Annotated in this window: 20 protein-coding genes; 12 read left to right on the top strand and 8 right to left on the bottom strand. The window is 70.4% G+C overall.

Annotated elements, in window-relative coordinates; genetic code table 11:
- The first annotated feature begins 74 nt into the window (after positions 1 to 74).
- A complete protein-coding gene (locus tag ACZDYF_RS07500; RefSeq protein WP_191792022.1) occupies positions 75 to 1,313 on the top strand; it encodes a pyrophosphate--fructose-6-phosphate 1-phosphotransferase in 1,239 nt (412 codons plus the stop codon).
- A 7-nt stretch (positions 1,314 to 1,320) separates the two neighbouring features.
- Positions 1,321 to 2,673, top strand: coding sequence for a class II 3-deoxy-7-phosphoheptulonate synthase (locus ACZDYF_RS07495; protein WP_191792023.1), 1,353 nt, complete (start codon positions 1,321 to 1,323; stop codon positions 2,671 to 2,673).
- Between the two features lie 120 nt (positions 2,674 to 2,793).
- On the opposite strand, the gene pknB is transcribed toward ACZDYF_RS07495, so the two are convergent.
- Positions 2,794 to 4,809, bottom strand: a complete 2,016-nt coding sequence (gene pknB / locus ACZDYF_RS07490) for a Stk1 family PASTA domain-containing Ser/Thr kinase (RefSeq protein WP_475055127.1) — start codon at positions 4,807 to 4,809, stop codon at positions 2,794 to 2,796.
- A 136-nt stretch (positions 4,810 to 4,945) separates the two neighbouring features.
- Here pknB and ACZDYF_RS07485 point away from each other — a divergent pair, with 136 nt between their 5' ends.
- The gene (locus tag ACZDYF_RS07485; RefSeq protein ID WP_318243822.1) at positions 4,946 to 5,365 is read left to right on the top strand and encodes an Rv2175c family DNA-binding protein; all 420 of its coding nucleotides are present in this window, start codon (positions 4,946 to 4,948) and stop codon (positions 5,363 to 5,365) included.
- Positions 5,366 to 5,427: 62 nt separating this feature from the next.
- Here ACZDYF_RS07485 and ACZDYF_RS07480 read toward each other — a convergent pair whose 3' ends face one another.
- Both ACZDYF_RS07480 and ACZDYF_RS07475 read right to left on the bottom strand, forming a co-directional pair.
- The gene (locus ACZDYF_RS07480) at positions 5,428 to 6,552 is read right to left on the bottom strand and encodes a polyprenyl synthetase family protein (RefSeq protein WP_475055125.1); all 1,125 of its coding nucleotides are present in this window, start codon (positions 6,550 to 6,552) and stop codon (positions 5,428 to 5,430) included.
- 14 nt (positions 6,553 to 6,566) lie between these two features.
- Positions 6,567 to 7,148 (bottom strand): hypothetical protein, encoded by a 582-nt coding sequence (locus ACZDYF_RS07475; protein WP_475055123.1) that lies wholly within the window; start codon positions 7,146 to 7,148, stop codon positions 6,567 to 6,569.
- Positions 7,149 to 7,257: 109 nt separating this feature from the next.
- Between ACZDYF_RS07475 and ACZDYF_RS07470 the strand changes: the two genes are divergently transcribed.
- The 3 genes from ACZDYF_RS07470 (at position 7,258) to ACZDYF_RS07460 (ending at position 10,846) form a co-directional block, all read left to right on the top strand.
- Positions 7,258 to 8,457, top strand: a complete 1,200-nt coding sequence (locus ACZDYF_RS07470; RefSeq protein ID WP_475055121.1) for a DUF4192 domain-containing protein — start codon at positions 7,258 to 7,260, stop codon at positions 8,455 to 8,457.
- Between the two features lie 112 nt (positions 8,458 to 8,569).
- Positions 8,570 to 8,965: a universal stress protein gene (locus ACZDYF_RS07465; RefSeq protein WP_191792027.1), complete on the top strand. Its 396-nt coding sequence runs from the start codon at positions 8,570 to 8,572 to the stop codon at positions 8,963 to 8,965.
- A gap of 318 nt (positions 8,966 to 9,283) precedes the next feature.
- The gene (locus ACZDYF_RS07460; protein WP_204809136.1) at positions 9,284 to 10,846 is read left to right on the top strand and encodes an RNA polymerase sigma factor; all 1,563 of its coding nucleotides are present in this window, start codon (positions 9,284 to 9,286) and stop codon (positions 10,844 to 10,846) included.
- A gap of 288 nt (positions 10,847 to 11,134) precedes the next feature.
- Here the strand turns inward: ACZDYF_RS07460 and ACZDYF_RS07455 are convergent, their stop codons facing one another.
- Positions 11,135 to 11,341, bottom strand: a complete 207-nt coding sequence (locus ACZDYF_RS07455; protein ID WP_191792029.1) for a DUF7455 domain-containing protein — start codon at positions 11,339 to 11,341, stop codon at positions 11,135 to 11,137.
- 166 nt (positions 11,342 to 11,507) lie between these two features.
- Here ACZDYF_RS07455 and ACZDYF_RS07450 point away from each other — a divergent pair, with 166 nt between their 5' ends.
- From ACZDYF_RS07450 to ACZDYF_RS07440, 3 genes are read left to right on the top strand one after another with little or no spacing between them, the layout of a single operon-like run.
- A complete protein-coding gene (locus ACZDYF_RS07450; RefSeq protein ID WP_191792030.1) occupies positions 11,508 to 13,634 on the top strand; it encodes a DNA gyrase/topoisomerase IV subunit B in 2,127 nt (708 codons plus the stop codon).
- A gap of 58 nt (positions 13,635 to 13,692) precedes the next feature.
- On the top strand, positions 13,693 to 14,142 hold the full coding sequence (locus ACZDYF_RS07445) for a DUF4430 domain-containing protein (RefSeq protein WP_475055118.1): 450 nt from the start codon (positions 13,693 to 13,695) through the stop codon (positions 14,140 to 14,142).
- Positions 14,115 to 14,696, top strand: a complete 582-nt coding sequence (locus ACZDYF_RS07440) for a DUF6580 family putative transport protein (RefSeq protein ID WP_475055117.1) — start codon at positions 14,115 to 14,117, stop codon at positions 14,694 to 14,696. Before ACZDYF_RS07445 ends, ACZDYF_RS07440 begins: the two co-directional genes overlap by 28 nt.
- Positions 14,697 to 14,787: 91 nt before the next feature.
- Here the strand turns inward: ACZDYF_RS07440 and ACZDYF_RS07435 are convergent, their stop codons facing one another.
- From ACZDYF_RS07435 to ACZDYF_RS07425, 3 genes are all read right to left on the bottom strand, one after another.
- Positions 14,788 to 15,165, bottom strand: a complete 378-nt coding sequence (locus ACZDYF_RS07435; protein ID WP_475055116.1) for a VOC family protein — start codon at positions 15,163 to 15,165, stop codon at positions 14,788 to 14,790.
- A 203-nt stretch (positions 15,166 to 15,368) separates the two neighbouring features.
- A complete protein-coding gene (locus tag ACZDYF_RS07430) occupies positions 15,369 to 15,809 on the bottom strand; it encodes a VOC family protein (RefSeq protein WP_475055115.1) in 441 nt (146 codons plus the stop codon).
- Between the two features lie 13 nt (positions 15,810 to 15,822).
- Positions 15,823 to 16,479 carry a dihydrofolate reductase family protein gene (locus tag ACZDYF_RS07425; protein ID WP_475055113.1) on the bottom strand — a complete coding sequence of 219 codons (657 nt, stop codon included), beginning with the start codon at positions 16,477 to 16,479 and terminating at the stop codon, positions 15,823 to 15,825.
- An 863-nt stretch (positions 16,480 to 17,342) separates the two neighbouring features.
- Here ACZDYF_RS07425 and ACZDYF_RS07420 point away from each other — a divergent pair.
- Entirely contained in the window at positions 17,343 to 19,283 is a 1,941-nt protein-coding gene (locus tag ACZDYF_RS07420; protein ID WP_475055112.1) for an ATP-dependent nuclease, read from the top strand.
- Positions 19,280 to 20,932 (top strand): UvrD-helicase domain-containing protein, encoded by a 1,653-nt coding sequence (locus ACZDYF_RS07415; RefSeq protein WP_475055110.1) that lies wholly within the window; start codon positions 19,280 to 19,282, stop codon positions 20,930 to 20,932. Before ACZDYF_RS07420 ends, ACZDYF_RS07415 begins: the two co-directional genes overlap by 4 nt.
- 448 nt (positions 20,933 to 21,380) lie before the next feature.
- Here the strand turns inward: ACZDYF_RS07415 and metH are convergent, their stop codons facing one another.
- Positions 21,381 to 24,959: a methionine synthase gene (gene metH, locus ACZDYF_RS07410; RefSeq protein WP_475055109.1), complete on the bottom strand. Its 3,579-nt coding sequence runs from the start codon at positions 24,957 to 24,959 to the stop codon at positions 21,381 to 21,383.
- Between the two features lie 92 nt (positions 24,960 to 25,051).
- Between metH and ACZDYF_RS07405 the strand changes: the two genes are divergently transcribed.
- Positions 25,052 to 26,191: a GNAT family N-acetyltransferase gene (locus ACZDYF_RS07405; protein ID WP_475055107.1), complete on the top strand. Its 1,140-nt coding sequence runs from the start codon at positions 25,052 to 25,054 to the stop codon at positions 26,189 to 26,191.
- The last annotated feature ends 67 nt before the right edge of the window (positions 26,192 to 26,258 follow it).

Here is a 26,258-nt window from a genome sequence, read left to right as displayed (position 1 = left end):
CCGCTGCCCCGGGTGATCCCCGGCGTCGAACGACGCAGGCACGGCGGCATCCTTCAACGAGAGGCTCCTTTGCTATGTCTGATCGTCGGCAGGTCCGTCGCGTCGCACTCCTGACGGCCGGCGGGTTCGCCCCGTGCCTGTCCTCCGCCGTGGGTGGCCTGATCGAGCGCTACACCGAGCTCGCCCCCGAGGTCGAGATCATCGCCTACCAGCACGGCTACCACGGTCTGCTGACCGGCACCAAGATCGTCGTGGACGCCGAGACCCGCAAGAAGGCGGGCGTCCTGCACCGCTTCGGCGGCTCGCCGATCGGCAACTCGCGCGTCAAGCTCACCAACGCGAAGGACTGCGTCAAGCGCGGCCTCGTCCAGGAGGGCCAGGACCCGCTGCAGGTCGCCGCGGAGCAGCTCAAGGCCGACGGCGTCGACGTCCTGCACACCATCGGCGGCGACGACACGAACACCACGGCGGCAGACCTCGCGGCCTACCTCCACGAGAACGACTACGAGCTCACGGTCGTGGGCCTGCCCAAGACGATCGACAACGACGTGATCCCGATCCGTCAGTCCCTCGGCGCGTGGACCGCGGCCGAGGAGGCCGCCGGGTTCGCGCGCAACATCATCGGCGAGCACCGCTCGGGCCCCCGCATGCTGATCGTGCACGAGGTCATGGGCCGTCACTGCGGCTGGCTGACCGCCGCCTCGGCCGCCGAGTACCGCAAGTGGCTCGACACGCAGGAGTGGGTCCCGGGCATCGGCCTGACCAAGGAGCGGTGGGACATCCACGCGGTGTTCGTGCCCGAGCTCGCGCTCGACATCGAGGCCGAGGCCGCGCGCCTGCGCACCGTCATGGACGAGGTCGGCAACGTCAACATCTTCCTGTCCGAGGGTGCCGGCATGAACGAGATCGTCGCGCAGCTCGAGGCGTCGGGCGAGACGGTCGAGCGCGACCCGTTCGGCCACGTCAAGCTCGACACCATCAACCCGGGCGCCTGGTTCGCCAAGCAGTTCGCGGAGAAGCTCGGCGCCGAGAAGACCATGGTCCAGAAGTCGGGCTACTACTCGCGCGCTGCGGCCGCGAACGCCGAGGACCTGCGCCTCATCAAGTCGATGACGGACCTCGCGGTCGACTGCGCGTTCAAGGGCGAGTCGGGCGTGATCGGTCACGACGAGGAGAACGGCGACCGCCTGCGCGCGATCGAGTTCCCGCGCATCGCCGGCGGCAAGGCGTTCGACGTCTCCCAGCCGTGGTTCGGCGACCTGCTGGGCGAGATCGGCCAGCCGCTCGTGCCGGCTGCACCCGCGGAGCACTGATCCGCTGATGGCGACCACGACCGGCGCGGAGATCAGCCAGGGACTGGACGCGTTCCGTTCCCTCGTCGCGCAGCAGCAACCCACGTGGCCCGACGCCGCGGCCCTCGCGGACGTGTCCGCGCGGCTCGCGGCCTCCGCGCCGCTCGTGGTCCCCACCGAGGCCGACACCCTGCGCTCGCGGCTCGCCGCCGCGGGCCGGGGCGAGGCCTTCCTCCTGCAGGGTGGCGACTGCGCCGAGACGTTCGCGGACGCGAACGCCCTGCGCATCCGTAACAAGGTGCGCACCATCCTGCAGATGGCCGTGATCCTCACGCACGGCGCGAGCATGCCCGTCGTGAAGATGGGCCGGCTCGCGGGGCAGTACGCCAAGCCGCGCAGCTCGAACGACGAGACGCGCGAGGGCGTGACGCTGCCGGCCTACCGGGGCGACATGGTCAACGGGCACGCGTTCACCCCCGAGGACCGCGTGCCGGACCCCGAGCGCCTGATGCAGGCCTACCGGATCTCCTCGGCCACGCTCAACGTGGTCCGGGCGTTCACCGGCGGCGGCTTCGCCGACCTGCGCCAGGTGCACGAGTGGAACCGCGGGTTCATGCGCAACCCCGCCTACGCGCGCTACGAGAGCACGGCCGCGGAGATCGACCGCGCGATCCGCTTCATGAAGGCGTGCGGCGTCGACTTCGACGCGCTGCGCACGGTGGAGTTCTTCGTGAGCCACGAGGCGCTCATCCTCGACTACGAGCGCTCGCTCACGCGCATCGACTCGCGCTCGGGCGACGCCTACGACACCTCGGGCCACTTCCTGTGGATCGGGGAGCGGACGCGCCAGCTCGACGGCGCGCACGTCGACTTCCTGTCGCGCGTGGCCAACCCGATCGGGGTCAAGCTCGGTCCGACCACGGCCCCCGACGACGCGCTGCGCCTGATCGACAAGCTCAACCCGGACGCGGTCCCGGGCCGGCTGACGTTCATCACGCGCATGGGCGCGGGCAAGATCCGGGACGCGCTGCCCGCGCTCGTGGAGGCCGTGCGCGAGTCCGGTGCCCCGGTCACGTGGGTCACGGACCCCATGCACGGCAACACCATCACGTCGGCCAGCGGCTACAAGACCCGCCGCCTCGAGGACGTCCTGGACGAGGTGCGCGGCTTCTTCGAGGTCCATCGCGCTCTCGGCACGGTGCCCGGTGGCCTGCACGTCGAGCTGACCGGTGACGACGTGACCGAGGTGCTCGGCGGCAGCGAGGAGATCGACGACGCGGGCCTCGCCCTGCGCTACGAGACTCTCGTGGACCCGCGCCTGAACCACCAGCAGTCGCTCGAGATGGCGTTCCAGGTCGCGGAGATGCTCCAGGCCCGCTGAGCCGGTGCCCTCCCGCGGGCAGGTCCTCCGCAGCTCGACCCCACGCAGCCCGACGGCGGCGCACCTGCAGGTGCGCCGCCGTCGGGCTGCGCCGTGGTGGGGGAGAGCGGTTCGGCCCGGTCAGAAGACGTTGATGACGATCGTCGACCCCTTGGGCGCGGTCTTTCCCGAGCCTCCCGCCGGGTCCTGCGCGTAGACGATGTTGAGCGGGCTGATCCCCTGGGGGTGCCGGATCTCGACCGCGAAGCCCGCGTCCTTGAGCATCTTCTCGGCCTCGGTGACGTTGCGCCCGTACGTGCTGGGGATCTCGACCAGCGGCGGGCCGAGCGAGATCACGAGCGCGACCTTGTCGCCCCGGTGCCCCTCGGTGCCGTTCTCCGGGGTCTGGCTGATGACCAGGCCTGCGGCGACGGTCTCCGAGTAGTCGTCGGTCGAGCTCGGGTCGAGGCCGAGGCCGGTGAGGGTCGCGAGCGCGGCATCCTTCTCGACACCCACGACCTGCGGGACCGTCACGGGGGCAGGGCCCTGCGAGACGGTCAGCACCGGGACGGTCGAGTGGGCCACGGAGCTGCCCTCGGGCTCGGACACGCCCGTCACGATCCCTGCCGGGACCGTGTCGCTGTACGCGTCGACCGGGTCGCCCACGGTGAAGCCGGCGTCCTTCAACGCCTCGGTGGCCTCGTCGAGCGGCTTGCCCACGAGGCCAGAGGGGATCTCGATCATCTTGACGCCGAGCGAGACCAGCAGATGCACCGTGCCGTCCTTGCGGACCTTCTTGCCCGCCTCGGGATCGGTCGAGATGACCGTCCCCGCGGCGAACGTGTCGTCGTAGGCCTCCGTGACCTCGTTGCGGAGGTCGACCGCGACGAGCGTCTGCTGCGCCCCGGCCTGCGGGGCTCCGACGAGTCCGCCGGGCACGACCGTGTAGGCCCCCGGGCCGCTCAGGAACCACCACGAGGCGCCCGTGACGGCGCCCACGAGGAGCAGCACGATCGCGAGGCCCCACCACCAGCCGCGGCGGCGGCGCCGAGGACCGGGGGGAGGGGCGTCGGCCGCGCCGTCGTCGAGACCCGAGCCGTGGACGGCGCCGTGCGCGGCGAGCGCGTCGCGGTCGAGCGCGAGGGTGTGCTGCGCGCCCGCGTCGACGGCGACCGGGCGGGCGCCCACGAGGGCCGCCGTCGCGACGCCGAGCACGGCCGTGTCGGGGGAGCCGGCGCCCGGCGCCGGGTTGGCGCCGGCCGCCGAGGCGGTGCTCGGCGCCGCGGTCGAGCGCCGTTCGAGCACTGCGGGGTCGAGCACCTGCCGGGTCTGGCGGACCAGGGCGAGGGCTGCCGAGGCGTCGACCGGTCGGTCCTGCGGCGAGCGCGCCGCGAGGGCGCACACGAGCACGTCGACCTCGGCGGGGATCCACGGCTCGAGGTCGGACGGCGCCGGGACGTCGGAGTTGACGTGCTGGAACGCGACCTGCAGGGGCGTCTCGCCCGTGAACGGGTGCCGGCCCGTGAGCATCTCGTACGCCAGGACGCCCACGGAGTACACGTCGGTACGTGCGTCGCAGCGGCCCGCCGTGATGAGCTCGGGGCCGAGGTAGGCCACGGTGCCGAGAATGGTGCTCGTCGCGGTCGACGCGCCCTCGCTGACGGCGCGGGCGAGGCCGAAGTCCGCGACCTTGACGCGTCCCGACTCGTCGAGGAGCACGTTCTCGGGCTTGACGTCGCGGTGGACCAGCCCCTTGCGGTGGGCTGCGGCGAGAGCGTCCAGGATCTCCTCGAGCAGGCCGAGCGTGCGACCCACGCTGAGCGATCCCTCGGCCTGCAGGACGTGGCGGAGGTTCGTGCCGGGCACGTACTCCATGGTCAGGTAGCTGGTCTCGCCGTCGATCCCCTGGTCGTACACGGCGACCACACCGGGGTGGGCCAGTCGCGCGGCGGCGCGTGCCTCGCGCCGGAAGCGTGCGACGAACTCTCCACCGTCGGTGCCCTCCGCGAGGTGCGGGTGCATGACCTTGAGCGCGACCTCCCGGTCGAGGCGTCGGTCCACGGCCAGGTACACGGTCGCCATCCCGCCGCGTGCGATCCTGGAGACGACGTGGTACCGCCCGTCGACCAGGCGGCCGACGAACGGATCAGAGGTCATAGTTGCCACGTCGGAAGTCTAGGCGTCCTGGCGCACGGAACAGGTGAGGCCGTGCTCGGGCGGTGTGCGGGTCGTGCGGACGGAGCGTGACGAAGCCCCGGCGGGCGCGAGCCCGCGCGCCCCGTAGGCTTGACCCGTGACTGACGTGACTGACCTCGAGCAGCTCGTGACCGAGTGGCTGACCCTTCCCGACCTCGCCGAGGTGCTCGGCACCGACATGACCCAGGCCCGCAAGATCGCCCAGGACAGGCGTGTGGTCGGCGTCAAGCGCGGCGAGCGCTCCTCGTTCCAGATCCCTGCGGCGTTCGTGGTCCCGGCGCACCTGGCCAACCCTGCCAACGCCAAGCCCGCGCCCGAGAACCCCGACGAGGGCCGCAAGGTGGTCCTCATGTCGCTCCAGGGCACGATCGCCCTGCTGACCGACTTCGGGTACTCGGACGTCGAGATCCTCGAGTGGCTCTTCTCGCCCGACGAGGCGCTGGGGACCACGCCCATGGCGGCCCTGCGTGCCGGTCGCAAGGCAGAGGTCCGGCGCGTGGCGCAGGCTCTGCTCTGACGTCGTCGCCGCGTCGACGGGCGGCCCCCACCGGGGGCTGCGCCCGACGACGAGCGCCCGCCTCAGGCCGAACGCTGGACGGCGGCGCGCGCGAGCTCGGCGACCATCTCGGTCCCGGGCGAGGCCAGGCCCGCCGCGTCGAGCGCGGCGAAGGCCTCGTCCGTGAGGTCGGCGATGAGGCGCTCGACCGCGTCCACGGCGCCGGTCTCGACCAGGACTCCGCGCAGGGTCTCGACGGTGTCCTGGTCGAGGTCGGGGTCCCCGAGCGACTCCAGGAGCAGAGCGCGCTGCGTCGGGGTCGCGGTGCGCAGGGCCCGTGAGACGAGGACGGTGCGCTTTCCCTCGCGCAGGTCGTCGCCCGCGGGCTTGCCCGTGACCGACGGGTCGCCGTAGACCCCCAACACGTCGTCGCGCAGCTGGAAGGCCTCGCCCAGCGGCAGCCCGTACGTGGGGACCGTGGCGAGGGCCTCGGCAGGGGCCCCGGCGATCGCCGCACCGAGCGCGAGGGGGTGCTCGACGCTGTACCGGGCGGACTTCGAACGGATCACGGCCCGCGCCCGCGCCTCGTCGGCGTCGAGGTCGACGCCCCACGGGACGGCCTGTGCCAGCACGTCGAGGTACTGGCCGACCGTCACCTCGGTCTGCATGTCGTCGAACAGCGCGCGGGTGCGCAGCGCGAGGTCCTCGGGGAGCCCGACGAGCCCTGTACGGATCTCGGCCTGGCTCGCGATGAGGCACAGGTCGCCGAGCAGGATCGCGCTCGACGAGCCGTACTGGACGTCGCTGCCGGACCAGCCGGCCTCGCGGTGGTGGGCTGCGAACGCCCGGTGGGCCGCGGGGGCGCCGCGGCGGGTGTCCGAGTTGTCCATGACGTCGTCGTGGAACAGGGCTGCGGCCTGGAACAGCTCGAGCGCCGCGCCGGTGCGCACGGCGGCGGGCCGCCTGCCGTCGTCGACCTGGCCGCCGTGTGCCCGCCAGGACCAGTAGCAGAACGCGGCCCGCAGGCGCTTGCCCCCCGTGAGGAGGGCCGCGGTCGCCTCGGCCAGCGGCGCGGCGTCCTCGCTGAGGGACGCGAGGTGGACCCGTTGGTCGTCGAGGAAGGCGCGGAGGGCGGCGTCGACGTCGGGACGGAGGTTCTCGCGGTCGACAGGCAGGGAGGGAGCGGGCGCGGGGGCGTCGGCAGGCATGAGGGCAGCCTAGGTCACGCGGGCGGCACGACCTGGCCGCTGATCGTGACCAGGCGTGCGTCGGTCGTGTCGAGGACCCCGACGGACAGGGTCTCGGTCGCCCCGTCGGCCGTGGCCCGGTTGAAGGCGACCTGGCCGCTGAGACCCCCGGGGACGCTGCCGGGCAGCGCGGCGAAGCCCGCCGCGGTCATCGACTGCGCGTAGAAGTCCAGGATCTCCTGGACGGCTGCGGGGGAGGACAGGTTGAGCGTCACCTGGCGCAGGGCCAGGCCCTCGACGTCAGCCGCGGAGCTGGCCAGGACCTCGGCGTCCGGCGGGACGGGGACGACGTCGGTGGGGAAGCCCTCGACCAGCGACCCCGCGACCGAGGAGTCGTCGAACGTCGGCATGGGCGTCTCGGGGGCCCCCGCCCCGTCGACCGGCAGGACAGGGTCCGACGACGACGTCCCGGCCCCGGGGCCCGGCTCGCGCGACCTGTCCGCCGGGGCCGTGCAGCCCGCGAGCACGCCGGCCAGGACGCAGACCGAGACGACGAGGACCGGTGCCGTGCGGAGGCGGACGGACGGTGTCCCGGAGGAAGGTGAAGAGCGACGCACCCCCACACCGTAGTCAGTGCGCGGCACCGAGCCCGACCACAGTCCATCCGGTCGTCCACAGGGCCGCCCTCGCGGCTCGCACGGTGTGCGACGGCGCTGGGATGGCGGCATGACAACGACGATCCGGGCTCGCGGGCCCCAGGAGCTCCTCGCCTACATCCCCTTCCGTCTCGGCTACCGCCCGCAGGACAGCGGCGTCCTGGTCAGCCTGCGCACGTCCCGCGGCAGGGTCGGTCTCGTCGCGCGGGTGGACCTCGACGACCTGGCGGACCTCGAGCGCGGTCCCCAGGTGGCCAGGACGCTCGTCTCGCACCTCTCCTCGGACGGTGCCACCCGTGCGGTCCTCGTGGTCTACGCCGACGTCGACCTGCGCGCAGGCGGTGCGCCCGCCGCGCGCGAGCGTGCCGCGGTCGAGCACTGGACCGACGCCGCCGAGGGGTTCCTCGGGCGGCCCGAGGTCTGGGTCGTCACGGGGACCGGCTACCACGGTGCCGACTGCGTGGACAGGAGGTGCTGCCCGCCCGGGGGGCGCCCGCTCGCGGAGATCGAGTCCACCGAGGTCGGGGCGCACATGGTCCTCGCCGGGGCCACGGTGGCGTCCAGCCGGGCGCAGGCCACGGCCGTCCCGGTGCTCGACGCCGTGGCCCGTCGCCGGGCGTCCCGGGCCGCGGCCCGCTGGCGAGCCCGACGGGACGCCGCGCTCGCGACGCACGACCACGACGCGCTCGCCGCCTGGCGCCAGGAAGGGCTCGACGCATGGCGTGCGGCGACCGCGCACGTCGAGGAGCGCTGCCGTGCGCTCGCCCAGGGCGCCCCGGGCGGCCGGTCGACGCACCCCGCTCCCGTGCAGGCGACGATCCTGGGACGTCTCGAGGTCGCGCTCGAGTGCGTCCCCGTCCGGGACGCGGTGCTGCTCTCGTTCGTCGCGGGCAACGACGAGATCGCTTTCCTCACGGCCACCTCGGTCGCGGGGGAGCAGGTCGAGGTCGGGACTGCGGCGGCGCTCGCGGCCGTCGTCGACCCTGACGCAGGACTGCCGCCCGACCCCCTGCGGGCCCGGTGCGCACGGGAGGTCCTCGAGGCCGTCGCCGGTGCCGGGCGTCGCGGTGGGCAAGCACCCGCACTGACTCTCCTGGCGCTCCTCGCATGGTGGGACGGCGACGGCGTGCTCGCGACCGACCGGCTCGCGGCGGCCCTGGACGCAGACCCCGGTTACCGGTTGGCGCTGCTCGTCGAGCGCGCGCTCGAGGCGGGGCTCGCCCCGGGGTGGGCGCGCCGGCAGGATCGGCGAGTGCGACGGGCGACGTGAGGATCGGTGTTCCGGTACCGTCGCACGTGCCGGGGTGGTCCCGGATCGCGGCACGAGCGCCACCCGCTCCACGCGCGCCAGCAGGCATGCCCAGGCATGACGGAGGAATCCCATGACAGTCGTTGTCGGTTACCTGTCCACCCCCGAGGGGAGCGAGGCGCTCTCGACCGCGGTCGACGAGGCCGTCGCCCGTCGGAGCGAGCTGCTGGTGGTCGTGAGCGACAAGGGCGGGCAGGCCTCGCCCACGCAGGAGGGCGAGCGGATCGAGGACATCGCCCGGATCACGGCTCCTCTCGACGCCGCGGGGCTGGCTCACCGGGTCGTCACCGGCACGGGGGAGGTCGCCGAGGACCTGGTGGGGACCGCCGAGGCCCACCAGGCCGAGCTCATCGTGATCGGCCTGCGGCGACGCAGCCCGGTCGGCAAGCTGATCCTCGGCTCGAACGCACAGCGCATCCTGCTCGACGCGCCCTGCCCGGTCCTCGCGGTCAAGCCCGTCCGCACCTGACGTCCGGAGCCGGTCGGCGCGTCGCGGAACCGGTCGCGAGGCCTGCCACAACGGTGTGGTGGGCCGGCGCCCCGCTCGCCAGGTGTGACGCGAACCCCTGAGGAGGGAATCTTCGGCCTCGCCGGGGCGTTGACCAGGGGACGACATCCCAGCGGGGTGGACGTGCGCAGGCCTGTCGGCGGCGACTCACCCGCGTCGGAACACTCTTCACGGCGTCCGTTGACGGATCGGCCGGTACAATATAGGTGTCCGCACATGATCCGAGAGTCCTCCGATCTCCCGGGCACGCCCCTCCAGTGATTGCCGAAAGGTCGGTTTGTGGCGCCCTCTTCACAGAACCCCGCTCTCCCGCACGAGTTCGAACACCCCGCCCTGCAGGAACTCCTGCGCAAGGGGAGTGAGAACGGTCGGGTCGACGCCGAGAGCTTCCGCAACGCCTGCGAGAGCGCGACGATCGGCGACCCCAAGCGACTGAAGGCCGTGCTCCGCGCACTGGCCGGTGCCGGTGTCGAGGTCGAGATCCCCGTCGCGACGAAGGTCGCCGCGGCCACCTCGTCGCGCTCCACGACGACGTCGCGAGCCGTGAAGCCCGCGACCAAGAAGGCGACGACTCCGCGAGCGAGCGCCGTCACGACGACGCGCACCGCAGCAGCCGCCGAGGCGGCCGCCGCTCCCGAGGCAGCCTCCGCCGAGGACGCCGCGCCCGCAGCTAAGGCTCCCGCGACCCGCAAGCGCGCCGCGACCGCCAAGACCGCCGCGCCCAAGGCGACCGCCGCTCGCAAGAAGCGCGGTGCCAAGGACGACGAGGACTCCGAGGAGGTCGTGGTCGAGGACCTGGTCGAGGCCGACGAGGAGACCGAGACCGCAGCCCCCGCGGCCAAGCCGGGCGAGGAGCCCGACGAGTCGCGCGGCTTCGTCTACTCCGACGCGGACGACGACGACGCCCCGGCCCAGCAGGTCGTGACCGCGGGTGCCACCGCGGACCCGGTCAAGGACTACCTCAAGCAGATCGGCAAGGTCGCGCTGCTGAACGCCGAGCAGGAGGTCGAGCTCGCCAAGCGCATCGAGGCCGGCCTGTTCGCCGAGGAGCGCCTGAGCTCGGGCGACACGTTCGAGCCCAAGCTGCGCCGTGAGCTCGAGTGGATCTCCTCGGACGGGCGCCGGGCGAAGAACCACCTCCTCGAGGCCAACCTGCGTCTGGTCGTCTCGCTCGCCAAGCGCTACACGGGCCGCGGCATGCTGTTCCTGGACCTGATCCAGGAGGGCAACCTCGGTCTGATCCGTGCGGTCGAGAAGTTCGACTACACCAAGGGCTACAAGTTCTCGACGTACGCCACGTGGTGGATCCGTCAGGCCATCACGCGCGCCATGGCCGACCAGGCCCGCACCATCCGTATCCCGGTGCACATGGTCGAGGTCATCAACAAGCTGGCGCGCGTGCAGCGCCAGATGCTCCAGGACCTGGGCCGCGAGCCCACCCCGGAGGAGCTCGCCAAGGAGCTCGACATGACCCCCGAGAAGGTCGTCGAGGTCCAGAAGTACGGCCGTGAGCCCATCTCGCTGCACACGCCGCTCGGTGAGGACGGTGACAGCGAGTTCGGTGACCTCATCGAGGACTCCGAGGCCGTCGTCCCCGCGGACGCCGTGAGCTTCACGCTGCTCCAGGAGCAGCTGCACCAGGTCCTCGACACGCTCTCCGAGCGTGAGGCCGGCGTCGTCTCGATGCGCTTCGGCCTGAGCGACGGGCAGCCCAAGACGCTCGACGAGATCGGCAAGGTCTACGGCGTGACGCGTGAGCGCATCCGTCAGATCGAGTCCAAGACCATGTCGAAGCTGCGTCACCCGAGCCGCTCGCAGGTCCTGCGCGACTACCTGGACTGATCGGCCCGGCAGTCGCCACGCACAGTGCCGAGAAGGCCCGCACCCCGGACGGGGTGCGGGCCTACTCGCGTCGTCGCCCGCGCAGGTCCTGCGCGGGTGGTGCACCGGGGCCGGGAGGGGCGTGGCGCCGTCGGGCGGGGTTTCCAGCATGCGACGGTCCGACGGCGGAGCGCAGCTCGGTAGGACGTCTCGCCGCGGACCCGGCCGGGCACGAAAGAACCCCGGCCGGTGGCGTGCACCGGTCGGGGTTCAGGAGTGCGGCGCGCTACGAGTGCGCGCCGGGTCGTGTCAGCGGGCGCCGTGCTCGGCGAGCAGGCGGTCCGTCTCGTCCTGGACGTGCGTGGCGATGTCTGCGAACGCAGCGGCGTGCGCGCGCGCGTGGTGGGCGCAGAAGAGGAGCTCCCCACTGGGCATGGTCACGCGCACGTAGGCCTGAGCGCCGCAGCGGTCGCAACGGTCGGCCACGGTCAGCGGTTGAGTCGTCGTAGCAGTCACGTGACCATGTAATCACCTCGGGGCGCGTTCCTCGTACCGAAAGGGCCCGGGTTCGCTACCCGCGTAGCCGCACGGTTCCGGGAATACGTCGGGATCGTGTGGAGGTCCGGTCGGCTGCGGCCCGGCGGACCGAACCTGTGGGTGGCAGCGTCTAGGCTTTCCCTTCGTGACGACCACCTCTGAGTCCAGCTACACCGCGCGGCACCTCTCCGTCCTCGAAGGCCTGGAGGCCGTCCGCAAGCGGCCCGGCATGTACATCGGGTCCACCGACTCGCGCGGACTCATGCACTGCCTGTGGGAGATCATCGACAACTCGGTCGACGAGGCACTCGCGGGCAACTGCGACGCGATCGAGGTCGTGCTGCACGCCGACACCTCGGTGACCGTCAAGGACAACGGGCGAGGCATCCCCGTCGACATCGAGCCCAAGACGGGGCTCAGCGGTGTCGAGGTCGTCTTCACCAAGCTGCACGCGGGCGGCAAGTTCGGCGGCGGCTCGTACACGGCGTCGGGCGGCCTGCACGGCGTGGGCGCCTCGGTCGTCAACGCCCTGTCCTCGCGCCTCGACGTCGAGGTGGACCGCGGCTCCAAGACCTACCGCATGACGTTCCACCGCGGCGAGCCCGGAGTGTTCGCCGACCCCAAGACCGGGCCCGACCCCGACGCGGCGTTCACGCCGTTCGTCGAGCGCTCCGAGCTGGCCGTGGTCGGCAAGGCCCCGCGAGGCAGGACGGGCACGCGCGTGCGCTACTGGGCGGACCGCCAGGTCTTCCCCAAGACCGCGGTGTTCTCCTACGACGAGCTCGTGACCCGCGCCCGCCAGACGACGTTCCTCGTGCCCGGCCTCAAGATCACGCTCCGCGACGAGCGCGGCCTGGCGGGCACACCGGGCGCCGACGGTCCGGTCGAGGAGAGCTTCCAGCACTCGGGCGGCACGGTCGACTTCGTCGACTTCCTCGCGCCCGACCCGGCCGTCACCGCGACGTGGCACCTGACGGGCTCGGGCACGTTCAAGGAGACCGTGCCCGTGCTCGACGACCGCGGGCACCTGACCCCGCAGGAGGTCACGCGTGACTGCGAGGTCGACGTGGCGCTGCGCTGGGGCACCGGCTACGACACCGAGCTGCGGACCTTCGTCAACATCATCTCGACGCCCAAGGGCGGTTCGCACCTCGCAGGCTTCGAGGCCGGGCTGCTCAAGATCCTGCGCAAGGGGGTCGAGACCAACGCCCGTCGCCTCAAGGTGTCCACGAAGGACGCCTCGGAGCGCATCGAGAAGGACGACGTCCTCGCGGGTCTCACGGCCGTGCTGACCGTTCGCCTGGCGGAGCCGCAGTTCGAGGGACAGACCAAGGAGGTCCTCGGCACGGCCCCCGTGCGTGCGATCGTGGCCCGCGTCATCGAGCAGCAGCTCGGCGCCATGCTGACCTCGACCAAGCGCGACGAGAAGACGCAGGCCTCGCTGCTCCTCGACAAGGTCGTCGCCGAGATGCGCGCGCGCATCACCGCGCGCAAGCAGAAGGAGATCTCGCGCCGCAAGAACGCGCTCGAGACCTCCTCGCTGCCGTCCAAGCTCGCGGACTGCCGCAGCGACGACGTCGAGCGCAGCGAGCTCTTCATCGTCGAGGGCGACTCGGCGCTCGGTACCGCAAAGCTCGCGCGCAGCTCCGACTTCCAGGCGCTGCTGCCCATCCGCGGCAAGATCCTCAACGTCCAGAAGGCCTCGGTCACGGACATGCTCCGCAACGCTGAGTGCGCCGCCATCATCCAGGTCATCGGGGCGGGCTCGGGCCGGTCCTTCGACCTCGAGGGCGCGCGCTACGGCAAGGTCGTCCTCATGACGGACGCCGACGTCGACGGTGCGCACATCCGCACGCTCCTGCTCACGCTCTTCTTCCGGTACATGCGCCCCCTCGTGGACGCGGGCCGGGTCTACGCGGCCGTGCCACCGTTGCACCGCGTCGAGGTCATCGGCGCGGGCTCGCGCAAGAACGAGTACATCTACACGTACTCCGAGGCAGAGCTGCGCGACGTCCTCAAGAAGCTCGACAAGTCGGGCAAGCGCTACAAGGACGACATCCAGCGCTACAAGGGCCTCGGGGAGATGGACGCCGACCAGCTCGCCGAGACCACCATGGACCCGCGCCACCGCACGCTGCGCCGTGTCACCGCCGAGCACGCGGAGTCCGCCGAGCGGGTGTTCGAGCTCCTCATGGGGTCGGACGTCGCCCCGCGCAAGGACTTCATCATCGCGGGCGCCGCGGGCCTGGACCGGGCGCGGATCGACGCGTGACGTTCCGTCTGCTGGGCACCCGGAGCCTGGTCGCGGGCTCGTTCATAGACTTCACGGTGTGAACCCCCAGACTCTTCGTGCCACCCCGGCGCGCTCGCTGACCGCCCTCGCGTCGCTCCTGCTCGCCGTCGGCCTCCTCGCCGGTTGCGGTGCGACCGACGACGCCCCGGCGGACGACACCTCGGCGTCGTCGTCGGTCGCTGCTGACGACGACGCGTCCGACGCCCCCGACGACCCGACCGACGGCGCCGACGACTCCGAGCTCTCCTACGAGGGCGTCGCCGGGAAGACGGCGCTCGAGCTGCTGCTTGCTGCCGACCCGAGCGCGACCCTCCAGGGCGAGGGCGACATGGCGTTCGTGACGGGCATCGGCGGCGTCGCCGCGGACCCGGCCGGCGAGTTCTGGGCGCTGTACGTGAACGGTGAGATGGCCCAGGTCGGCGCCGGGTCGCTCGTGACGGAGACGGGAGACGAGATCACGTGGAAGCTCGAGAAGTTCACCTCCTGACACGCTGGTGGCGCCCCGCGATCGCGGTAGCGGTCGTGACGCTCGCCGTCGTCTTCCGCCTCGTGCGCGAGGAGATCGGCGCCCCGCCGAACCTCGAGCTCGTGACGTCCGCGGCGTTCGCGGCTGCGGTCCTCGTACGCCACCGCCTGGCGTTCCTGGCCCCGCTGCTCGTCGCGGTGGTCTCCGACCTGGTGCTCGGCAACACGTCGATCGCGCTGTTCACGTGGAGCGCCTGGCTCGTGGTCGGGCTCGCGGCACTCCTGACCCGCAACACCTCCGGCTGGGGTCGCGTGGGCGCGGCCGCCGGGCTGGGCGTGGGCGGGTCGCTGTGGTTCTTCCTCTGGACCAACTTCGGCGTCTGGTTCCAGGGGCGCGGCGTCTGGTACCTGGCCGGGGTCGACGGGCTCGTGGCCAGCTACGTCGCCGGCCTGCCGTTCCTGCGCACCATGCTGATCGGGAACCTCGTGCTCCTGCCGGTCGTGGCTGCCGGGACGCTGCTCGTCGAGCGGCTCGAACGGTCGCACGGGCTCGCGGCGGTGCCGCAGGCGGCGTGAGCGCCTGCGTGCGCTCGAGGTAGGACGTCTTGCGCGAGGGAGGACGTGCTGCGTGCTACCTCGCGCAAGACGTCCTCCCTCGGTGCTGTCGTCAGGGGTCGAGGCGCTTGCGCAGGAGGCAGAACTCGTTGCCCTCGGGGTCGGCGAGCACGTGCCACGACGCGTCGCCCGTCTGCCCGACGTCCGCGCGACGCGCGCCCAGGGCCAGCAGGCGTTCGAGCTCGGCGTCCTGGTCCCGGTCGGTCGCGTTGACGTCGATGTGCAGAGGGAGCTTGCCCGTCTTCGGGTCGTTGCTCGGGCTCAGGACGATGGTCGGCTGGAGGCCGCCGAACCCGACGTCGGCCGGGCCGATCTCGATCGCCCCGTCCTCCCGCCCGAGCTCGACGTAGCCGAGGACTCCGCTCCAGAACCGCGCGAGCAGCTCGGGGTCGGCGCAGTCGAGGACGAGCTCACTGATGCGGGATGCCATGCCCCGCAGTCTACGAAGGTGACGGCGGTCACGTCAGGCGAATTCCTGGCTGCACGCTGGTCCGTGCCGCCGCCGGTGACGCGCCGGCAAGACGGTGACGCCGCACCCGTCGCGGGTGACGCAACCCGATGCCGAGGGTGACGGAATCCGGCGGCGAGGGCAACGTCGTCGGACAGCGAGGGCGACGACCACGAGCCCTGCGGTCACCCGAGCTGTTCGGCCAGCGCGACGATGATCCCCTCCGGTCCGCGGAGGTAGCAGAGCCGGTAGGCGTCCTCGTACCTGACGATCTGGCCGACGAGCGTGGCTCCGTGCCCCCGCAGCCGTTCGACCGTGTCGTCGATGTCGTCGACCGCGAACATCACGCGGTGCAGGCCCAAGGTGTTCGACGGTGCACGGCCCAGGCCGACGTCCACGGCCGCAGGGGAGTGGTAGGTGCTGAGCTCGAGTCGGCCAGGACCGTCGGGCACGCGCATCATCGCGATCTCCGACCGCATCTCGTCGAGCCCGACGACGTCCCCCGCCCAGGCGCCTTCGATGGGCGCCCTGCCCTCGAGCTCCAGCCCGAGCTCGACGAAGAATGCCACTGCCGCGTCGAGGTCGTCGACGACGATGCCGACGTTGTCGAGCCTCTGGACGGTCATGAGTGCTCCTGTCTCAGGTGTTCGGCCCGGCCTGCCGGTCGACGCCGCGGTCTGCGGCCGCCATGTCGCCCGTCGAGGGCGTGCCGTCGGCAAGACCGTAACGCAGCAGCACGGTGCCCGCAGGGCTGGCGGCGGGCGGTTGGAGCAGTGTCAGGTTGGTGGGCACGGCACCGCCGTCGAACACCGACTTCCCGACACCGAGGACGATGGGGTGCACCCACAGGTCGAGGCGGTCGAAGAGCTTCTCGCGCAGGAGCGTCTGCACCAGGCCGAGGCTGCCGACGACCTTGACGTGCTCGTGCCGGTCACGGATCTCCCGCACCGCGGCGGCGAGGTCGGGGCCGAGGAGCGAGGACCCGGCCCAGGACAGGTCAGGCTTGCCCCGCGAGGCGACGTACTTGGGGATGCGGTTGAAGAGTGCGGCGAAGTCGCTGTCCTGACCGCCCTCCTGGTGGGGCCAGTAGGCGGCGAAGATGTCGTACGTGCGGCGGCCGAGCAGGAGGGCGTCGGTGCCCTCGTACGCGGCGGCGACCTGCTCCCCGGCCACGTCGTCCAGCAGGGGCGCCTGCCAGCCGCCGAACGGGAACCCGATGGGGTCCTCGTCGGGCCCGCCGGGCGCCTGCCCGACGAGGTCCAGGGTCGTGAACAGCTCGATCTCGATCGATCCCATGATGTGCTCCGGTGGGTCGGCGGCGTGGTCAGGGTGTAGACCGGGCTGTGGGGTGGAAGTCATCGGCGGTGGTCCCGGCAACCGCGCAGGTGCGGTGACTGGCGCACCGTCGTCGCCGCAGAGGTCGAGTGCGGTGCCGGGCGCCCGGGGACGTCAGTCGCCGAACAGGTCGTAGCTGCCGCCGGCCGCGACGGGGACGGTCGCCCTGCGCACGACGACGAGGTGGCGCGGGAGTGGGGCCGGACCGTCACTAGCGGATGAACGCGGTCAACAGGGTGCGCCGCGCGTGGCGGGCCGAGGGTGCCCGCAATAGGCAGGCGTAGTAGCCGGACTCCGAGTACTCCAGCACCCACGCCGCGGGTTGGATAGCGGCCCTCACCGTGATCGCTTCCGACTGCCTTCTGAGGCGCCAACCTCTCCAGCGGCTCGTTCACGTGCCGATGTCGCGCCAGCCCGGGTCTCGAGTTCGGCGATTCGCTTCCTGGCCGCAGTCAGCTTGGCCTTCTCCTCACTGGTCTGGCCCGGCTCGAGATCATTATCGGTACGGTCCTCTCTGCGACAGGCGGAGATCGTGCGCCATGTCCGCGGGCTTGCGGCCCAACTCGAGCCGGTCCAACACCTTGCTGCCTACGGCGCTGCGGTCCCCGGCGCCAGCGCGGCTAAGGGGCAGCCCGACACCAGAGTAGGTCGAGTCAGGCGGGACGAGCAGACAAAAGCCGTGGGCGACGGGTGAAGTTGGCAGAGTGGGGACGGAACGCGGCGTGCCATCCGTCCTTGCCAAGGTTCGACGGCTAACGTTCGAACGTCATCCTGTGCGAGTTGTCGCAGGCCGTGACGTCGTTCGAAGGAGACCAGAACCAGCCATGAGGATGCGTCGGCTTCGCCTCCAGAACTTCCAGTCGTTCGGCCCTGACCCGACAGTCATCGAGCTAAACGACCTCACGTACGTACTCGGCCCGAACGGATCCGGAAAGACCGCAGTCCTACAAGCGCTGTCGCGACTCTTCAGCCCGCTGGCAACTCAGCGCAGAGTCCAGGTCCAAGACTTCCATGTACCCGCCGCCGGAGACTCCGCAAGACTCCACCTCGCCCAGCCGACGCTGTGGCTTGAGGTCGACATCGAGTTTCCGGAGGCCGCAAACGACCAGGGGCACCCGTCGATCCCGCCCTACTTCTCCCATATGGCCATCGAGACCGAGGAGGGCGTTCCGCAAGTCAGAGTCCGCCTCACCGCGGCTCTCGCGCCGGACGGGGAGGTCGACGAGAAGATCGAGTACGTTCTTGAGGTCGATGCAGACGGTGAACCCACATCCCGTGCCGACATGTCGCGCCACGACCGTGCCCATATCGAGGTGCATTACCTCCCTGCGCGTCGGGACCCGGCTGACCACATCTCCTTCACGACTGCATCGCTCATCGGTCGGGTCCTGCGGGCTGCTGACTGGAGCTCGGAGCGAGGTTCGTTGAGCGACATCATGTCGAGCGTGACTGACGTGCTCGCTGGCAACGTTGCCGTCGCCACGATCGGGACTCAACTGGCGAAGGAGTGGTCGGGCCTACATGCGGGGACGTTCTTCCAGGACCCATCCATTGCATTCGGCCACGGTGACCTGGAGGGCGTACTCCGCCGGTTGACTGTCACATTCGCACCCTCGCACGGTGACGTATCACTGCCGTTCGACCGGCTTAGCGACGGACAGAAGTCTCTGCTGTACATCTCGATGGTGCTGGCCTGGCACAGGTTGGCTCAGAGCGTGCTCGCCGGTGATGAACCAGCTCTCGACCCGGACCGACTTCGGCCGCCGGTCCATACTGTCCTCGCGTTGGAGGAGCCAGAGAACAGCCTCGCACCACAGTACCTCGGCCGCATTATCCGCCAGTTGCGCGAAGCCAGCCAGCAGGGCGACGTTCAAGCCCTGATCGCCACGCACGCGCCAACGCTGCTGCGCCGAGTGCATCCCGAGTCGATCTGCTTCGTTCGGCTCAACGGCAGGCGCGAAACCACGGTTCACCGCATTTTCCTCCCTGAAAACGACCAACTGGCCGCCAAGTACGTTCAGGAGGCGGTCCAGGCCTACCCCGAACTCTACTTCTCGCGCCTGGTGGTCCTAGGCGAGGGGGCCAGCGAACAGGTAGTCCTGTCGCGCATACTGGCGGCGGCGGGGGTTGCCGAGGATGATGCCTCGGTCTCGGTCGTGCCGTTGGGTGGGCGGCACGTCAACCACTTCTGGCGGCTACTCAACGAACTCAAGATTCCTTACGTAACGCTGCTCGACTTGGACTCCGGACGCCACCAGGCTGGCTGGGGACGGGTTCGCAACGGGTTGAACAAGGTCAACGATGTCAGGACCCCGCCTCCGTTTACGGCTGCATACTTCCCTAACCTCCCGAACTGGAGCGACGACCACAGTTTCCCGCAGTTCGATGAGCCCGGGTACCCGCCTGGTAGCGGCCCGCTCGCCGCTCTCGAGGACCAGGACGTCTTCTTCTCGGAGCCCATCGACCTGGATCTGATGATGCTCGCTGCCTATCCGGCGGCGTACGAGACGAACCCGACCCGGCCGGATGAAGCGGCGATTATAGCGGTGCTCGGCAAGGGGCACGTAAACGAGCACCATCTCGGAAGTGACGTCTTGTACCTGTTCGACGATTACCACGCCAAGTTCGACCTCAAGAGCAAACTCGCCACCCATCTTGAGGCGCTCTCCAAATTGACTGACGACGATCTGCTCGAAGGGCTTCCCGCTGTACTCAGCCGACTTGTCGAGCGCGTCAAGGTAATGCTCGCGGAGCTGCCCGAGTGATCCCGAAGTGGGAGTGGCAACCAGTTGACGACCTGCGTCTTGAGCCGAACGCTCTCAGTGCTGCGACGGCAACCAGCAGGAACGTGGTGGTCGCCGCGGGCCCGGGCGCGGGCAAGACTGAGCTGCTGGCCCAGCGGGCCGACTTCCTCCTACGAACTGGCGCGACGGCCTACCCACAGAGGATCCTTGCCATCTCGTTTAAGGTGGACGCGGCACGGAACCTGCGGGACCGTGTCCGCATCCGCTCAGGAAGCCAGTACGCCGCGCGGTTCGACAGTTTCACCTTCCACGCTTTTGCCAAGCGACTGATCGACAACTATCGACCCGCCCTCACCGGACAGAACGCGCTAGGACCTGCCTACCGGATCGACGCTACGGACCGGATCCGCGGTGAGCAGATCACTTTCGACGATCTCGTTCCGTTCGCGCTGGAGATCCTTGAGGCGAACCCGTACGCGCGAGGCGCCCTTCGCCAGACTTATAGCCACGTGTTCCTCGACGAGTTTCAGGACGCCACCAGAAGTCAGTACGAACTGCTGAGAGCCGCGTTCCTAGACACGAGCACAATCCTAACGGCAGTCGGCGATGTCAAACAACGAATAATGGCCTGGGCGGGCGCGCTCGACGCGATTCTGGAAACATTCGCCAACGACTTCCAGGCGGAATCGCTTCCCCTTTACCAGAACTTTAGGTCGGCGCCCCGACTCCGCAGAATGCAGAACCGGATGATCGAGGACATCGACCCGGCCGCTGCCAGCCCCTCCGATGACCTCCTGGGCGACGAGGGCATGATCCGCGTACTTGATTTTGACAGTCAAGTTGACGAGGCAGCTGCGATCGTCGACGTCATCGACCGCTGGCTTGATCGGGGTGTCCCGCCGAGCGAGATCGCGATTTTGATCCGTAACCAGCCCAAGCAGGTTGGAGAGGCGCTCGCCGAGCGGCTACGCGATCGCGGAACTCCGTACCGAAATGAGCAGGAGAGCCAGGACCTGGCCGCCGAGCCCATCGCTAATCTGATCTTTAACTTCGTCTGGGTCGTTGCAGGGGATCGCCGTCCCGCGGCGTATGCAGAACTGATGCGTGTTGCGTCGCGAGGAAGCGCCACCGAGGAGGTGGCGTCCCAGTTTGACAGTCAGTTGAAGCGTCTTCTTCGTACTACGCGGGCGGCGGTTCGAACCTCGCCGCAAATCCGATCCGACATCGGATCATGGCGGGCATTGATCGGAACATTCTTGGACCTTGTGTCGCGTCCCGTGCTAAGTGCGTTGTCGCCTGCGTACCAACAGGGTGGGCGTATCGATGTCGTCATAAATGCGGCGGTTGATGCGTTCGGCTTGGAGCTCGCGGTCGACGGTGAACCCATCGAAGCGCTCAGGCGCCTGTCGGAGCGAGATGCAGTCAAGATCCTGACGATCCATAAATGCAAGGGCTTGGAGTTCGAGAAGGTCGTCGTGATAGGCGTCGAGGAAGAGATGTTCTGGGGCGATGCGGCGAGGGAAGAGTTCTTTGTGGCGATCTCCCGTGCAAAGCAGGAACTCGTACTCACCTATGTCAACGTGCGAGCCCGTCCGATCCAGCCCGTAAAGTTCTGGAACGTGGACCGTAAGCCTCACGCCGAACTCCTTGCCTACGCCAAAGAAGCCTGATCCGCCCCTCGGGTGGCGGGTGGTGCAACATTAGTGTCGAACTCACAAGTCCGTCCATGCAAACTCTGGGATTGCTGCATGTCTAGGTGACTCCGGGTCGTTGCGGGCTCTGCGGGCGCGTGGGGTGGCGAGGTGCATGGTAGCTGCGACCTTGATTCAAAATTGGCGAATCTCGTTGTGTTCCGGTCCGCCGTGCGATTGGCCAGGTCGGTTTGCAGTCCGCGTTCACAATGTGGCGCGGCCGTGCCCTTTGCTGCAGTTCAGGGCCGCCCAAATTCTTTCGTTTCCCGCCAAGTCTTCCTGCCCCGCGGGCTATCACGACTTTGCTGCGTTTTGGTTATGGTGAACGGCGACCGGCGAGGCCACGTTACGTGAACGAACGAACATCCTCGCACGGTATGACCCGCATGAACGGCGCTGAGCAGGCCAGACGAGCCTCAGCCGGACCTCACACCGAGAAGTACTTCGCCTCAGCGTGGTGGAACACGAACGCGTCCGTCGACTGCTCCGGGTGCAGCTGCAGCTCGTCGGACAGCACCACACCCGCCCGCTCGGGCTTCAGCAGCTCGACGACCTTGCGGCGGTCCTCCATGTCGGGGCACGCCGGGTACCCCAACGAGAACCTCGCCCCGCGGTACTTCAGGTCGAACATCCCTTGGACGTCGTCGGGCTCCTCGCCCGCGAACCCCAGCTCGGAGCGCACGCGGGAGTGCCACATCTCGGCGAGCGCCTCGGTGAGCTGCACGGACAGGCCGTGCAGCTCCATGTACTCGCGGTACTTGTTGGCCGAGAACAGCTTGGCCGTGTGCACGTCGACGGTGTCGCCCATGGTCACGAGCTGGACGGGCAGGACGTCGTAGCGCCCGGTCTCCTCGACCCACGAGCGCGGCTTGACGAAGTCCGCGAGGCACAGGTGACGGTCGCGTCGTTGCCGGGGGAACGTGAAGCGCAACCGCTCGGTCCCCACCGGACCGCCCGAGCCGCCGTCGGGCCCGTCGTGGTGCCCGACGACCACGTCGTTGCCCTCCGACCAGACCGGGAAGTACCCGTAGATCACGGACGGGTCGACGATCCCGTCGGTGCGGATCTGCTCGAGCCACGCGTTGAGGCGCGGGCGCCCCTCGGTCTCGACGAGCTCCTCGTACGACGCCCCGGCCGCGCCTTCCGCACCGGACGAGCGCCCCGGCTTGAGACCCCACTGCCCCATGAACGTCGCGCGCTCGTCGAGGAACGCCGCGTAGTCGGCGAGCTGGATGCCCTTGACGATGCGCGTCCCCCAGAAGGGCGGGTCGGGGACCAGGTTGTCGGCCGCGACGTCGGAGCGGGCGGGCAGGTCCTCCTCGGGCGTCTGCGTCACGGTCACGGTCGCGTGCCGGCGCTTCTTGAGGGGAGGCAGCCCGACGGCGTCGCGCGCCTCTCCCCGCGCCACGCGGACGAGCGGTTCCATGAGTCGCAGGCCTTCGAACGCGTCACGCGCGTAGCGGACCTCGCCCTGGTAGACCTCGGCGAGGTCGTCCTCGACGTACGTGCGCGTCAGGGCCGCGCCGCCCAGCAGGACGGGCCAGCGCTGCGCGTACCCGCGGGCGTTGAGCTCCTCGAGGTTCTCCTTCATGACGACGGTCGACTTCACGAGCAGCCCGCTCATGCCGATCACGTCGGCGTCGTGGGCCTCGGCGGCCTCGATCATCGCGGCGACGGGCTGCTTGATGCCGATGTTGACCACGGTGTAGCCGTTGTTGGTCAGGATGATGTCGACGAGGTTCTTGCCGATGTCGTGCACGTCGCCGCGCACGGTGCCGATCACGATGGTGCCCTTGGACCGGCCGTTCGCGTCCTCGGACTTCTCCATGTGCGGTTCGAGGTAGGCCACGGCGGTCTTCATGGCCTCGGCCGACTGCAGCACGAACGGGAGCTGCATCTCGCCCTTGCCGAACAGCTCGCCCACGACCTTCATGCCTTCGAGCAGGTGGTCGTTGACGATGTCGAGGGCCTTCCAGCCCTCGTCGAGCGCGGCCTGGAGGTCGGTGTCGAGCCCCTTGAGCTCGCCGTCGACGATGCGTCGCTCGAGGCGCTCGCCCAGGGGCAGGGCCGCCATCTCGGCTGCGCGGGCATCCTTGAGCGACGCCGAGTCGACGCCCGCGAACAGGTCGAGCAGGCGGGCCAGGGGGTCGACCGTCATGTTCCCCTCGGCGTCGAACTCGCGGCGGTCCCACACGAGGTCGAGCGCGGCCTGGCGCTGCTCGTCGGGGATCTTCGCGAGCGGCAGGATCTTGGCCGCGTGCACGATCGCGGAGTCGAGCCCGGCCTCCACGGCCTCGTGCAGGAACACCGAGTTGAGGACGACGCGCGCGGCGGGGTTGAGCCCGAACGACACGTTGGAGACGCCGAGCGTGGTGTGCACGCCCGGGTAGGCGGCCTTGAGCGCGCGGATCGCCTCGATGGTCTCGATCGCGTCGCGTCGCGTCTCCTCCTGCCCGGTCGCGATGGGGAAGGTCAGGGTGTCGACGACGATGTCCTCGATGCGCATGCCCCAGGTGCCCACGAGGTCGTCGATGAGACGCGAGGCGATCGCGACCTTGGCCTCGGCCGTGCGGGCCTGGCCGTCCTCGTCGATCGTCAGCGCGATGACCGCGGCGCCGTGCTCCTTGACGAGCGGCATGATCCGCGCGTAGCGCGACGTCGGACCGTCGCCGTCCTCGAAGTTCACCGAGTTCACGACGGCGCGCCCGCCGATGAGCTCGAGCCCCGCCTGGATCACGGGCGGCTCGGTCGAGTCGATCACGAGCGGCAGCGTCGAGGCGCTCGCGAGCCGCGAGACGACCGCGCGGGCGTCCGCGACGCCGTCGCGCCCCACGTAGTCGATGCACACGTCCAGCAGGTGGGCGCCGTCGCGCGTCTGGGCGCGCGCGATCGCGACGCACTCGTCCCAGTTCTCGGCCAGCATGGCCTCGCGGAACGCCTTGGACCCGTTGGCGTTGGTCCGCTCGCCGATCGCGAGGAACGAGGCGTCCTGGTCGAAGTCGACGTGCGAGTACAGGCTCGCGACGCCGACCTCGCGCGCGGGGCTGCGCGGGGTGACGGGCCGGGCGCGGACGGCCTCGACGACCTGGCGCAGGTGCTCGGGCGTGGTGCCGCAGCACCCGCCCACGAGGCCCAGTCCGAACTCGGTGACGAACTGGGCGTGCGCCGCGGCGAGCTCGCTCGGCGTGAGCGGGTAGGAGGCACCGTTCTTGCCCAGCACGGGCAGGCCCGCGTTGGGCATGCACGTCACGGGGATCTCGGCGTGCTTGGACAGGTGGCGCAGGTGCTCGCTCATCTCGGCGGGTCCCGTGGCGCAGTTGAGGCCGATCGCGTCCACGCCGAGCGACTGGAGCGTCGTGAGGGCCGCGCCGATCTCCGAGCCCATGAGCATGGTGCCCGTGGTCTCGACCGTCACCTGCACGATGACGGGCACCGAGCGCCCGACGTCGCGCATCGCGGCGCGCGAGCCGTTGACGGCGGCCTTGGCCTGGAGCAGGTCCTGGCTGGTCTCGACCAGGATCGCGTCGACGCCGCCGTCGAGCAGTCCCGCGGCTTGCTCGGCGAACGTGTCGCGCAGGTTGGCGTACGTGGTGTGCCCGAGGCTCGGCAGCTTGGTCCCGGGTCCCATGGAGCCCAGGACCCAGCGGGGCTGCTCGGGGGTCGACCACGCGTCGGCGCGCTCGCGGGCGATGCGTGCGCCCGCGGCGGCGAGCTCGCGGATGCGGTCCTCGATGTCGTAGTCCGACAGGTTGGACCAGTTGGCGCCGAACGTGTTGGTCTCGACGCAGTCGACGCCGACCGCGAGGTAGGCGTCGTGCACGGCCGCGATGATGTCGGGGCGCGAGACGTTGAGGATCTCGTTGCAGCCCTCGAGCTGCTGGTAGTCCTCGAGGCTCGGGTCCTGCTCCTGGATCATGGTCCCCATGGCGCCGTCGGCCACGACCACGCGGGTGCGCAGGGCGTCGGCGAAGGCGGCGGATCGGGCGTCGGCGGCGTCGTGGGACATGGACGGAACTGTAGCGCCGGGGGAGCGCGTGCCGCCGGGGCGTCCGGCAAAACAGGGTGCCGCGTCCGGCGCGCGCCCCTAGCGTGGTGCCCATGAGCTCAGCACCCTCCGCCCGTCAGCCCCTCGCCCCGATCGCGGAGCGCGTCGCCGCGCCCGACGTCGTGCCCGTCCCGCACGTCGAGGGGCTCACGTGGCGGCCGCTGACCGTCGAGGACACGCCTGCGCTCTTCGGCCTGATCGCGGCCGTCGAGGAGCACGACCAGCACCCGTACCGCACCGCGCTCGAGGAGACCGAGGAGATCTTCGAGGGCGACTGGCGCGACCTGCCCCGCGACACCCTCGTCGGGCTCGACGCGGACGGTGAGCCGCGCGCCTACGCGTCGGTCGACACCCGCCCCGGCGACACGACGGTCGTGCGGGCGTTCGTCCAGGGCGCCGTCCACCCGCAGTGGCGAGGCCGGGGCGTCGGTCGCCAGGTCATCGCCTGGTCGACGGCGCGCGCTCGTCAGCTTCTCGCGGCCTCGGGCAAGGAGCTGCCCGCGCGCATCGCGGGCTACGCCCAGGACGACGACGAGCTCGAGTGCCGCCTCTTCGAGGCCGCGGGCTTCACCGCGAACCGCTTCTACTCGAACCTGCGGCGCGACCTGTCGCTCCCGGTACCGGAGGTCACGCTGGGCGAGGGGCTGCGCCTCGTGCCGTGGTCGCCCGAGCTCGACGAGGCCACGCGGCTCGCGCACAACGACGCGTTCCGCGACCACTGGGGCAGCGAGCCCGCGACGCCCGAGTCCTGGGTGCACGGACGCAGCATGTTCGCCCCCGGGTGGAGCGTCCTCGTCGTGGACGACTCGCCCGCCGTCGGGGACGACTCGCCCGCATCGGTGGACGGCTCGCCCGGCGAGGGCAGCCTGCCCGACGACGTCGCTCCCGCAGGGAGCACGGGCGGGGGTCCGGTCGTGGCCGGGTACCTGCTGTCGGGACGCTACGAGCACGACTGGCCCGTGCAGGGCTACTCGAGCGGCTACACCGAGACCTTGGGCGTGCGCCGGGCCTACCGCGGACGCAAGATCGCGGTCGCGCTGCTCAGCGCGGGCATGGCGGCGTACCGGGCGAGCGGCATCGACTACGCCGAGCTCGACGTCGACACCGAGAACCCCTCGGGTGCGCACGGGCTCTACGCGAGCCTCGGCTACGAGAAGAAGGACGGCTCACGGATGTACTCGATCGAGCTCTGAGGCTCTACCGTGTTCCCAGCCCGGCGTGGCAACGGTGCCACGCTGCTGGGACACCCGCGACCCGGGT

The organism is Oerskovia sp. PE-21s (assembly GCF_056158145.1).
The sequence above is the reverse complement of the archived record's forward strand: the minus strand, read 5'-3'. Positions and strand labels throughout refer to the sequence as shown.

Bases quoted from the DNA above. Each gene is read 5' to 3' on its own strand.
- ACZDYF_RS07500 (WP_191792022.1), top strand. From the start codon at position 75: ATGTCTGATCGTCGGCAGGTCCGTCGCGTCGCACTCCTGACGGCCGGC.
- ACZDYF_RS07495 (WP_191792023.1), top strand. From the start codon at position 1,321: ATGGCGACCACGACCGGCGCGGAGATCAGCCAGGGACTGGACGCGTTC.
- pknB (WP_475055127.1), bottom strand. From the start codon at position 4,809: ATGACCTCTGATCCGTTCGTCGGCCGCCTGGTCGACGGGCGGTACCAC.
- ACZDYF_RS07480 (WP_475055125.1), bottom strand. From the start codon at position 6,552: ATGCCTGCCGACGCCCCCGCGCCCGCTCCCTCCCTGCCTGTCGACCGC.
- ACZDYF_RS07470 (WP_475055121.1), top strand. From the start codon at position 7,258: ATGACAACGACGATCCGGGCTCGCGGGCCCCAGGAGCTCCTCGCCTAC.
- ACZDYF_RS07465 (WP_191792027.1), top strand. From the start codon at position 8,570: ATGACAGTCGTTGTCGGTTACCTGTCCACCCCCGAGGGGAGCGAGGCG.
- ACZDYF_RS07435 (WP_475055116.1), bottom strand. From the start codon at position 15,165: ATGGCATCCCGCATCAGTGAGCTCGTCCTCGACTGCGCCGACCCCGAG.
- ACZDYF_RS07430 (WP_475055115.1), bottom strand. From the start codon at position 15,809: ATGACCGTCCAGAGGCTCGACAACGTCGGCATCGTCGTCGACGACCTC.
- ACZDYF_RS07425 (WP_475055113.1), bottom strand. From the start codon at position 16,479: ATGGGATCGATCGAGATCGAGCTGTTCACGACCCTGGACCTCGTCGGG.
- ACZDYF_RS07420 (WP_475055112.1), top strand. From the start codon at position 17,343: ATGAGGATGCGTCGGCTTCGCCTCCAGAACTTCCAGTCGTTCGGCCCT.
- metH (WP_475055109.1), bottom strand. From the start codon at position 24,959: ATGTCCCACGACGCCGCCGACGCCCGATCCGCCGCCTTCGCCGACGCC.
- ACZDYF_RS07405 (WP_475055107.1), top strand. From the start codon at position 25,052: ATGAGCTCAGCACCCTCCGCCCGTCAGCCCCTCGCCCCGATCGCGGAG.